This is a genomic window from uncultured Algoriphagus sp., from assembly GCF_963974365.1.
Taxonomy (GTDB): domain Bacteria; phylum Bacteroidota; class Bacteroidia; order Cytophagales; family Cyclobacteriaceae; genus Algoriphagus.
This window is the reverse complement of the sequence record NZ_CAXBBX010000008.1, coordinates 266,294-277,286: the sequence shown is the minus strand read 5'-3', so window position 1 is coordinate 277,286 and position 10,993 is coordinate 266,294. Positions and strand designations below refer to the sequence as shown.

The window sequence follows — 10,993 nt, the reverse complement described above, 5'->3', positions numbered from 1 at the left end:
GATCCTTTTCAACCTTTTTCAGAAATCCCTAATTTAGTCGGACACTAGTGATTTTAAACTTGTCAACTTTTCTCCACCCTTGGAATAGGTTCCGACATTTATACCAGAGGAAACAAATAAAAACCTGTCATCGCTCAATGGCTGGATAGTGGGAGGGTTAAAACCGATAGAATTTGGGCCTTCTTTTGAGAATTGATACCTATCTGTCAATTCCAATTTTTGTAAATCAACCTCGTTTATAGCTGTTTTATTATAGTCAAAATGGTAGAATTTCTGTTCGTCTAATGAAACTGAAGAAAACATCGAACCATTCGAAAGGTCAATAATATTATCTCCCGGATTCACCACCACAGTGTCTACTGAATAAGTCAGATTTTCCAGAATATTTTTAGCCTCAGTCGATTCGGATTCTTTGTCTCCACAGGCAGAAAGTAGAGCGAGAATAGAAATGGTCAGTAACTTTTTCATGGATTTAAAAATCAAAAGTGAACACTGCGAAGCCCAATTCATCCTCCACGTTTACATAAGCCCACAGTTTGCCGTCTTTGAAAAAATGGATAGAAAGATTGTTTTTCATGCCTTCAATCTTGGTTTCTCCTACTACATTGAAGTCTTTGTCATAGGCAAAAAGGTAATACTCATAGGTCTCTGGAGCATCCCTGCTTTCTCCAGAGAATGTCTTCATTCCTAGTCTCAAAAATAAATTCCGTGTCGCATCCCATTCTGGCTTCATATAGGAAATTTGAGATAAAACCTTCCTTATCTCTTCACTAAATTCCTTTTCAGAAGACACATTATTCTTGACTTCTCCAGTCAGGATATTAGGAACTACCTTATGGTTGACCTCAATAAACTTCATGCTGTTGCTCTCCTTATCAAATGAATAAATACTACTCATCGCAGTGCAGGAGATCAAAACCTTACCCTCGTGGGACACGATATCTACCGTCGGTGGGAAAGACATGGTATTACCATTTTCAGAGACTGTGATGGTGTACTTTTCAATAATTCCCATCTCAGGTGCAGGAATTTTCTCGGCGGTTTCAGATGCTACGTCTATTCTGTAAAGATTACTACCTTCCGAAATCTCAGCGCTAGGCCAGGAGAAGAATTGTTTTGCTTTAAAGTCGAAAGAAGCATTCCTGTAGAGCGTAAAAAAATCTTCTGCCAGATTAGTATCTATCCCAGCTGGTTTGGTTTTCAAGGATTCCAGTTTCTTTCCGTTCTTATCAAAAAGTGCAATATCCCCCACTCCCATTGCATATACCTGGTCGCTAGGGCCTATTTCCAAATTGATAACAAACCTGCCAATTCCATTTGGGCCTTCCTCCTCAAATTCAGTTTTACTGATCAACTTGAGGTTTTCCAAATCTACTTCTACAAGTTTCAAAGGTCTATTTTCGAAATAAAATAACCGCTTGTTATCTTCACTCAGATCTTGAGAGCGAAAGCCAGAGCCCATGTTGAATAAATCATCCCCCGGATCCACAACCAGTGTATCCATCGAATAAGTCATGTTTTCGAGGATGTTTCCTGGTTCAGCATTTTCGGAACCGCCTTTTTCACTGCATGCAGCGAAAATCAACAGGCAAAGAATAGTCAGTAGTTTTTTCATAGTTGTTTTTTAAAATCAAAAGTGAAAACCGCGAAGCCTAGCTCGTCTTCGACATTTACTTGGGACCAGAGCTTTCCATCTTTGAAAAAGCCAAATGGGGTTTTGGATAATCCTTTCAATCGAGTCTCACCGATTAGCTCCAAATCTTTGGAATAAGCCATAAAGAATATTTCATAATCCTTTGTCCAGCCTTCTTGATCAAACCCAATAGCTCTACTTGCAAACCTGAAATAGCGCTGAGACTTTTCATCCCAGATGAAGCTCCAGTAGCTGATTTTTTGGGTTAGCTTTTTTAATTCTTCCTCATACTCGGCTCTGCTCCCCACCTTGTTTTTTACCTCTCCTGTTTTTTCTAAGGGCACAAGCTCATGTGGAAATTCCCTATAAAAAAGGCTGTCTATGTCAGGGTCGTAGATGTAAGTGCCATTTCCCACAGTACAGGAAATAAGCACAAGCTCATCAAACTGTTGTAGGTGTAGAAATTCACCTTTTTGCTCGCTATCGCTTCTAACCAGGTATTTGTTAGCCCATTTAAACGCTGTGAGCTCCACCATCTTTTTCCTGTTTTCCAGTGAATCAATTACAGTGAAATAATAGTCTCTTGCTTCAATGTTCATCGGCAAAGAATACAAGTTGAGACGCTTTGAGTCCAGAATTACTCTATTTCCAAGGGAAAAAGGCTCGACAGGAAATCCTTCTACCAATTTGTCTTGATCAAGATTCCAAGTTTTGATTTTCAGGCCTCGGTCAGTAATAATAGAAGGTCGATGAAGGGTTGGGAAAAAGAAGCTACCATCAAAAAGCGCATAAAAGCCAAATGTAGGACCTGGACTATTTGGGCCATCTTTCTCTAGAGAAAAGGAACCTATTAAACTCAGTTGATCCAAATCGATTTTCTGGATTTTAAGGTTATTGGAAAAGTAAAAATAGCGGCCGTCTGGCGATGAAGAGGTATTATAACCGAAGGAAAAATCTAAAATTTCATCTCCACTATCCACCAGCACTGTATCGACCGTAAAGGTCATATTTTCAAGAATATTCTTGGGCTCCTCGATATTAGAAACTACCTCAGATTTAGACTTTTCATCACAGGCTAAAAATAGTGCAAGAGCTGAAATCGTAAGTAGTTTTCTCATGGGTTCAGTAGTTAAAAGTGAATACTGCGAAACCGAGCTCGTCTTCTACATTGACGTAAGACCAGAGCTTGCCGTCTTTGAAGAAACCAGCTTTAGGGATTGTTTCAAGATTATCCAGCTTCGTTTCTCCTTTAAGGGTTAGCTCCTTATCGTAGACGAACATGAAGTATTCATATTTTTTTGGGGAATCAACGTTGGCGCGAGGAATTCCTATGCTGGCAAACCGAAAGTAACGTTCTGTCTTTTCATCCCAATAGAAACCCCAATAGTCTATTTGGGTATGAAACTTTTCTCTTTCGGCTACTAGCTCCTTGGGGCTGTGCACTACATTTTTGACTGTAATGTCTTTCTTTAAGGGAGTTAATTCATGGGGAAACTCCTGAAACCATAAGCTGTCGAGCTCTGGATTGTAGATATAAATACCATTTCCTACGGTAGAGGAAATTAAAACTAGATCGTTTGGTTGCTCAAGTCTTACTTGTTCCCGTCTTCCATCGCCTCCATCTCTACCACTGTTATACTCAACTTTATATTTTTCTAATTTATCAAACTCCGGGAGTTCTACTGTTTTTTCTACATGACCGGAGGAATCTATCACAGCAAAATGTTTCCTCTCCATTTTAAACATAAGTGGCAATGAATAGAACTTATTTCGCTCGAAATCCACTTGAAGCTCATATAAAAGATTTAGACCGAGAGGGAAGTCTTTTAGAAGGTCCTCTTTATTAAACTCAATATTCCGAATTCTCTTTCCGGTCTTGGAAAAAACCGAAGTAGAACCTAATAAATCCTGAACCCAAAAATTTCCATTTGGAAGATTTTTAAAATGATATATGAACCTTCCTGTTCCATCAGGTCCTTCTTCTTCAAATGGATAATTGTTGACCAATTTTAAGGTGTTCAGGTCTATCTCATGAAGGATGAACCTTGAGCGATCAAAGAAGTAAAACAGGTTTTTACTTTGGGAAAGAGAAACATAAGTTGATCCTAAATGCTTCAGATTAATAATCTCATTACCAGGATCCACCACTACAGAATCCACAGAGTAAGTCAGGTTTTCGAGAATATTTTTCTGTTCTGTGGATTCGGATTCTTTCCCACCGCATGATGCAAGTAGGATTAGCAAGGAAATCGTAAGAAGCTTTTTCATTTGCTTAAAAATCAAAAGTGAATACTGCGAAACCGAGCTCGTCTTCTACATTGACATAGGAATAGAGCTTGCCTTCTTTGAAGAAATAGCTTCTGGGGAATTCCTTGTATTCCTCTAAGCGGGATTCTCCTAATAGGTTTAATTTCTCATCATAAACTAAGAGATACACCTCGTATTTTGCTGGATCTTCCCTTCTTTCACCCAAAAGAGACCGGCTTGCCAAACGGTAAAACCTTGAGGTAGATTGATCCCAATTCATTTCCCAATAGCTGATCTGTCCTGCAACTTTTCTATATTCTTCATACCATTCCTGAGATGAACTCACATCATTCTTGATATCACCTGATTTTTTGTTTGGTATAAGCTTATGTGGGAAGTCTAAATAACTAAGACTGTCTATCAATGCATCATACAAGTAAATTCCGCTTCCGACGGTACAAGTAATGATGAATTTATCTTTGAATTTGGTAAGATTATAGATCTCTGTAAAAGCAGCTCCACCATCGCCTTCTATTTGAGTGACGCGAAAATTTTGAGACTTCTCCATTTCCGTTAACGGCAGAATCTGAACAGATTGAGAAGTTGGATTTGTTATCGCAAATTCAAACTTGCCAGTAGTAATATCGCCCGGCAGTGAATAAAGTTTCTCAGTATTAGAATTCCAATTCATCTGATTGAGAATAGCAAAACCGTTGATAGATTCGGCTCCTACTAAATCACTCGGTTTTAGGTTGAAAGAACGAATCTGCTCTCCTTGCAAATTAAAAATTCCCAGATTCTGAAAACTAGTAATTAGAATAGACCCATCAGCTTGTAGTTGAAAAGAATTAACACGGCCGGTTCCATTAGGACCTACCTTCTCGAAAGGATAACTTTCTTTGAGAATCATTTGCTCCAAACCTATTTCTTGAAAAAAACTTCGATCAGAGTCGTACAGAAAAAGTGATTTCCCATCTACTGATCGATCAAAGCCCCCCATCCCATATTTCAGGTTGATAATTTCACCTTTGGAATCCACCACTACAGTATCCAGAGAGTAAGTCAGGTTTTCGAGAATATTGTCTGATTCAACTTTCTCAGAACTGCCTTTTTCAGTGCATGAAAAAAATAAAGGGAGCCAAAACAAAAGAAAGAGTTTTTTCATTCTTTAAAAGTTTAAGAATGAAAAATAAAGAAAATTAAGAATAAAACTTAGTTAAGATTTCTTAACATTTATGCTTTCAGGCACTTGAGTGCCTATGCTGTGCTTCTCTTATGTGTAAATTGCTGATCAGCTTTTTTAATCTGCGAAGATCAATGGAAAGCAATTGGTTAAAAACAACTCTTGTATCGCCCCATTCGGGGCTAAAAAAAATTATCGTTTTTATGCCCCGCACTGCGTACGGGGTCATGAATAGTTAGGCTCCTTCGGAGCTATTTCTAAGAATGGACCACTTTCATTACCTAGATTTGGGTAATACATTAATCGCCGAAATGCTACGTGGAAACTTTATTGTATGCAGTTAGTATAGAAATCAAGAACATTAAAATCAACCGAAATTCTCTTTCTCTTACTAAGGAAAAGATCCGAAGGATCGATACCATTCATAACCCTCGGCATAGCCGGGGGTACACAGATAAAAGCTATAAGGTAGCCCTGAAGGGGCAAAACTAATTTCTATTTCAAAAAGTACTTCTCATCGATCTCAATACCATGTTCAATCAAAATCCTTCGATACTCATCCTCAAAAGTCTCTGTTTTGTGATGCTCCTTTTGGCCCTTGATGTAGGTAATTATTCTATCTTTTTCATGAATAGAACAGGTAAAACATCCATATCCATCTGCCCAACCAGTAAACTTTGGATGTGCTTTTGCTTGCTTGACCCAAGCACTCGAGTACGCTTTTAAATCCTGCATAAAATCTGCAACAGCATTTGAAGGATGGATATCTATCAGCATATGAATATGGTTCTCAATGCCGTTAATTTGATAGAGTTTAGATTTTTTGTTCTTAACTATTCCCCACAAATAATTATAAACATCTTTTGAATCTGGATTCAAAGTAGGCTTATTCATTTTAGTGTGAAAAATGATGTGGTAAAACATCTTCCGGTATGAAGTCATGGTCTAAAAAGTTTATTTTAAGGAAGTTATAGATTTTCATCGAAGTGTCGCCCCATTCAGGGCTAAAAAAATCATCGGTATTCCACCCCGCACTGCGTACGGGGTCATGAATCATTAGGCTCCTTCGAAGCCATTCTTCGAAAGCAAGATTTTCATTCCGCAAAAATCCGAAAGATTGAAACTTTTCTTACGTGTCCACCATAGCGAAACCATCGGTGAAGCCGAGGGCAAGTAATGAATTATGAAGTTGAAATCCCGAACGGGGCGAAACTGATAACAAATGCTTTTAGCTCAATCTACCGACTCCATAAGCGTCCTGAATGGCATTGCTTTCTCCCCATACCTTGCCTGTGTTTCGTAGCGAAGAGCATTGGCAAATCTACTTTCATATTCGATTAATTTCTTAGTATTTTCTGCGAAAAACTGAATACTGTAATTTGTAATACTATCATCTGGGCTATTGAGCAGCCTGAAGAATTTATGCTCAACAAATAGCCCCGTGGCAAAAATAGCGGGGATATGAGTGTCTTTCATCCACTGGACAAAATCCTCTTCTATGTCGTTGGATACGGTAAATGTGATGTTGTAAAGAATCATATCAGGGGATTTTGGCAAGAATTTCGTTTTTTTGCAAACAGAGTTGAGATTCCAAAGTTAGGAATCCCAACACAAAAACTGAATTTCCTTCCAGCAAAGCTTCCCAAAATATGCATAAAATAGCCCAGGCGCCACCAGAGGCTCAGAATAAGCGATTGATTATTGCGAAAATTATAGTGGTCGCCTTATATGCAGTAGGTACGATTGGCTTGAGTCTGCCTGAGTATCGTGACTATTTCCTGATGCTTACTCCCGCCCAGTTGTTGCTGACCTTAGTATTACTCTTGGGATTTCACAAAGGATGGTCTGATGCTTTTCCTATTTTTGCGGCAGCAGCGTTTTGGATTGGCTTTGGAGCAGAACTGATAGGAATCCATACCGGATACATTTTCGGTGATTATGTCTATGGTGCGACGCTGGGACCCATGCTTTGGGAAGTTCCCATTATTATCGGAGTGAATTGGTTCGTGCTCGTTTATCTTACTGGAGCGGTATTTTACAAAGTAACTGACAATGATACTTACGCTGCCCTGCTTGGAGCTACGGCAATGACCGTCATCGACTACATCATGGAACCAGTCGCGGTTGCCTTGGATATGTGGTACTGGAAGTTTGAAATCATTCCTTCAGGCAACTACCTCACTTGGTTTGTAGTCGCATTTTTGATTCATTTGATTTATAGAAAAGGGAATTTTGAAAAGGGAAATCCACTGGCCGCCTTAATGCTAACTGCGATGATCCTTTTTTTCGCGATTCTTAATTTCACTTTGGGTGTTTAATTTTTCTGTAGAAAAAGCCATTTATTTTGATTTATCCTTAAACAAAAATTCACGACTTAGGTTAGTACTATGATGATTGAAGCGATAGGTTTTGGCATTTTGGGATTTGTCTTGATGGAGTTGTCAGGATGGGCAATTCACAAGTATCTAATGCATGGACCTCTTTGGATGATTCACAAAACACATCATGAGCATTCTGATTCATTTTTCGAGTTGAACGACCTGTTTTCACTGCTATTTGGGAGTATCGCCATAGGATTGATATTCGTGGGTGTGGGGGAATTAGATTATAGATTTTGGATGGGTATAGGGATCAGCACCTATGGCATGTTATATTTCTTTCTCCATGACGTATTGATTCACAGAAGATTGAAGTGGCTAAACAGACCAAAAAGTGCATTTTTGAAAGGGATCTTCAAAGCTCATCAAGCACATCATCACAGTAAGAAAAGGGATGGAGCAGTTTCCTTTGGACTTTTTATAGTGCCAAACAAGTATTTTAAAAAGCAAGAACCGTGAGCAACTACTCGATTAAAGACTTAGAGCAACTTTCTGGTATCAAAGCACATACACTTAGAATCTGGGAGCAGCGCTACAACCTACTCAATCCTAAAAGGACTGATACGAATATCCGTTTTTATGATGATGAGAATCTCAAGCTGATCCTGAATATTGCTATGCTGAATAACCATGGCATCAAAATCAGCAAGATAGCTGCCATGAGTAGTATGGAGATCAGCAAAGAGATCATACGCCTCACAGATCAATCCGTTGATCACAACGATCAAATCCAGGCCCTCACCATTTGCATGATAGAGATGGATGAGGATAGATTTGAGAAAGTTCTCACTTCTAGTATTATCAAATTGGGATTCGAAGACACTATTATAAAAGTGGTATATCCATTTCTTACCAAGATTGGGATTCTTTGGATGACTGGAGCCATCAATCCTGCCCAGGAGCACTTCATTTCCAACCTCATTCGCCAAAAGCTGATCGTCGCTATAGACGGGGAAGTAGGAAATAATTTTGGGAAAACCTTTATGCTTTTCCTTCCTGAGGGAGAGCTTCATGAGATTTCGCTTCTTTTTAGTTCTTACCTTATCAAAAAGCATGGCCATAAAGTGATCTATCTGGGACAAAATACGCCTAATGAAGATTTGCTTTCAGTTTATAATATGCAGCAGCCGGATTATTTATTCACCGTAATTACCTCCTCGCCTACACCAGATAAGGTTCAGGATTATTTGAATATGCTCGCTGCAGAATTTTCAAACACAACCGTTTTTGTCACAGGGCTACAAGGCGTAGAAAAAGCCTATTCTATTCCTTCAAACATCTGTTTGCTTACTTATGCCAAAGAAATCAAAAGATTCTTAGTTCGAATGGAAGAAGATATTGTTTAAAAATGAAAGTAAATAATTAAACAAAAGTATTCCTCGTGAATACTTTTTTTATGCCCAAAATTGAGCCAAAATAGCCACCAAACCCCATTTGAAGTTTATTTGACAATTTTTTGTTTATTTTTTCCAAAATTTAATTAAACAAAATCTTGTTATTTTGTTTAAACATTATTAGGTTTGTTTAAACAAAAAGACAAAGCCATGACTTCAGTCGAATTCAGTTACTCATTAAATCAGCTATCAGGCGTTCTAAAGCCTTTTGCGCTTAAATTGACCAGAGATATAGATGATGCAAATGACTTGCTTCAGGATACAATGGTGAAAGCCTATACGAATCAGGACAAATTTGCCGAGGGCACGAATCTCAAAGCTTGGCTTTATACGATTATGAAAAACACCTTCATTACCAACTATCAGAAAATGGTAAGAAGAGCGACTTTCGTAGACACCACTGACAATCTTCATTACATCAACTCGAGCGCTACTTTGATAGAAAATTCCGCATACGGGGAATTTGCAATTGATGATATCTACCAAGCTATAGACAAACTAGATGAGATATTCAGTACACCATTTTTGCTATATTATCGAGGATTCAAGTACCATGAGATTGCTGATAGACTAAGCATTCCGATAGGAACTGTAAAAAATAGAATTCATATTGCCCGAAAGTACCTTAAGCAAGATTTGATGGTATATAAGCACGTAAATTAAGCAAATGACCCAAAAACATGCGGTGGTAATAGGTTCTGGGTTTGCTGGCCTTTCAGCCGCAACTCATCTTGCTGCCAATAATTTTAACGTTACACTGCTGGAGAAAAATGATTCTCCGGGAGGACGGGCTAGAAAGTTTTCTAGCGAAGGTTTTACATTCGACATGGGCCCAAGCTGGTATTGGATGCCAGACGTGTTCGAAGAATACTTTTCACATTTCGGCAAAAAGCCCTCCGACTATTACGATTTGCTACGACTTGATCCATCCTACTCCGTGATCTACGGAGAAAATGATGTGATGGAAATTCCTGCAAATTTGCAGGATTTCAAAGCAATGCTGGAGCAGATCGAACCAGGGGCTGGAGCGCAGTTAGATAAATTTTTGGCACAAGCCAAGTACAAGTACCAGGTCGGAATTCACGATTTGGTCAAAAAACCAAGTCGATCACTTTTGGAATTCACTTCCCTTTCACTTCTGAAGGACGTGATGAGAATGGACATCCTTCAATCCATGTCTACTCATGTTCGGAAGTTTTTCAAATCGGAGAAGATAATTCGCTTAATGGAATTCCCAGTCCTTTTCCTTGGGGAAACTGCCGAAAACATTCCAGCGCTTTACAGCTTAATGAATTATGCAGACATCGCACTTGGCACTTGGTATCCCATGGGAGGAATGCATGAGATTATTAAGGGAATGGTTTCTTTGGCAGAGCAAAAAGGTGTCTACATCCGATATAATGCAGAGGTAGAAGAAATAGAAATAGAGCAAGGTGTCGCGAAGCGAATTAGACTAAAATCTGGTGAATTGGTGAATGCTGATGTGGTCATCGCAGGTGCAGATTACCATCACGTAGACAAGCAACTAATCAATCCAAAATATAGTAACTACTCTGAAGAATATTGGGACAAGCGAGTACTAGCACCCTCTAGCTTACTTTTCTATTTGGGAATCGATAAAAAACTGGCAAACCTCAAGCATCACAATCTATTCTTTGATGAACCGCTTGGTCCACATGCAGATGCGATCTATACTAATCCAAGATGGCCAGAAGCTCCGTTATTCTATGCATGCGTTCCTTCGGTCACAGATTCCAACGTTGCACCTGAAGGAATGGAGAATTTGTTTTTACTCATTCCACTTGCACCGGACTTGGAAGACTCAGAAGAGATACGGGAAAAATATTATGACCTAATTATGGACCGACTAGAAAAAATCACCAGCCAGGAGATACGTTCGCATGTGATTTTCAAACGGTCTTATGCTCATGCCGATTTTAAAGCAGATTATCATGCGTACAAAGGAAATGCATACGGCTTAGCGAATACGCTCAAGCAAACTGCTTTGCTCAAGCCTTCGCTGAAAAACAAAAAAGTGAGAAATCTGTTCTACACTGGTCAGCTTACAGTTCCTGGACCTGGCGTACCTCCATCCCTTATTTCTGGATATGTAGTCGCAAATGAGGTGATCAAAGAGACCGAAAATAAATAAAGTATA

12 protein-coding genes are annotated in these 10,993 nt (G+C 39.0%); 5 read left to right on the top strand and 7 right to left on the bottom strand.

The window, feature by feature from the left end:
- Window positions 1–33: 33 nt before the first annotated feature.
- The 7 genes from AACZ87_RS12895 to AACZ87_RS12865 form a co-directional block, all read right to left on the bottom strand.
- Window positions 34–468: a DUF4221 family protein gene (locus AACZ87_RS12895; RefSeq protein WP_339867729.1), complete on the bottom strand. Its 435-nt coding sequence runs from the start codon at window positions 466–468 to the stop codon at window positions 34–36.
- A gap of 4 nt (window positions 469–472) precedes the next feature.
- Window positions 473–1,615, bottom strand: coding sequence for a DUF4221 family protein (locus AACZ87_RS12890; protein WP_339867728.1), 1,143 nt, complete (start codon window positions 1,613–1,615; stop codon window positions 473–475).
- Window positions 1,612–2,751 (bottom strand): DUF4221 family protein, encoded by a 1,140-nt coding sequence (locus AACZ87_RS12885; protein ID WP_339867726.1) that lies wholly within the window; start codon window positions 2,749–2,751, stop codon window positions 1,612–1,614. Before AACZ87_RS12885 ends, AACZ87_RS12890 begins: the two co-directional genes overlap by 4 nt.
- A gap of 4 nt (window positions 2,752–2,755) precedes the next feature.
- A complete protein-coding gene (locus tag AACZ87_RS12880) occupies window positions 2,756–3,901 on the bottom strand; it encodes a DUF4221 family protein (protein WP_339867724.1) in 1,146 nt (381 codons plus the stop codon).
- 4 nt (window positions 3,902–3,905) lie between these two features.
- Entirely contained in the window at window positions 3,906–5,045 is a 1,140-nt protein-coding gene (locus AACZ87_RS12875; protein WP_339867722.1) for a DUF4221 family protein, read from the bottom strand.
- A gap of 513 nt (window positions 5,046–5,558) precedes the next feature.
- Complete coding sequence (gene tnpA, locus AACZ87_RS12870) at window positions 5,559–6,005, bottom strand: IS200/IS605 family transposase (RefSeq protein ID WP_339867721.1); 447 nt, start codon at window positions 6,003–6,005, stop codon at window positions 5,559–5,561.
- 291 nt (window positions 6,006–6,296) lie between these two features.
- Window positions 6,297–6,602, bottom strand: coding sequence for a DUF4286 family protein (locus AACZ87_RS12865; RefSeq protein ID WP_339867719.1), 306 nt, complete (start codon window positions 6,600–6,602; stop codon window positions 6,297–6,299).
- 110 nt (window positions 6,603–6,712) lie between these two features.
- Here AACZ87_RS12865 and AACZ87_RS12860 point away from each other — a divergent pair, with 110 nt between their 5' ends.
- The 5 genes from AACZ87_RS12860 to crtI all read left to right on the top strand — a co-directional run bounded on the left by AACZ87_RS12860 (window position 6,713) and on the right by crtI (window position 10,987).
- On the top strand, window positions 6,713–7,381 hold the full coding sequence (locus tag AACZ87_RS12860) for a carotenoid biosynthesis protein (protein ID WP_339867717.1): 669 nt from the start codon (window positions 6,713–6,715) through the stop codon (window positions 7,379–7,381).
- A 72-nt stretch (window positions 7,382–7,453) separates the two neighbouring features.
- Window positions 7,454–7,900, top strand: a complete 447-nt coding sequence (locus AACZ87_RS12855; protein ID WP_339867738.1) for a sterol desaturase family protein — start codon at window positions 7,454–7,456, stop codon at window positions 7,898–7,900.
- Entirely contained in the window at window positions 7,897–8,787 is an 891-nt protein-coding gene (locus tag AACZ87_RS12850; protein WP_339867715.1) for a MerR family transcriptional regulator, read from the top strand. Before AACZ87_RS12855 ends, AACZ87_RS12850 begins: the two co-directional genes overlap by 4 nt.
- A gap of 198 nt (window positions 8,788–8,985) precedes the next feature.
- The gene (locus AACZ87_RS12845) at window positions 8,986–9,498 is read left to right on the top strand and encodes an RNA polymerase sigma factor (RefSeq protein ID WP_339867713.1); all 513 of its coding nucleotides are present in this window, start codon (window positions 8,986–8,988) and stop codon (window positions 9,496–9,498) included.
- A gap of 4 nt (window positions 9,499–9,502) precedes the next feature.
- Window positions 9,503–10,987: a phytoene desaturase family protein gene (gene crtI / locus AACZ87_RS12840; RefSeq protein ID WP_339867711.1), complete on the top strand. Its 1,485-nt coding sequence runs from the start codon at window positions 9,503–9,505 to the stop codon at window positions 10,985–10,987.
- Window positions 10,988–10,993 lie beyond the last annotated feature (6 nt).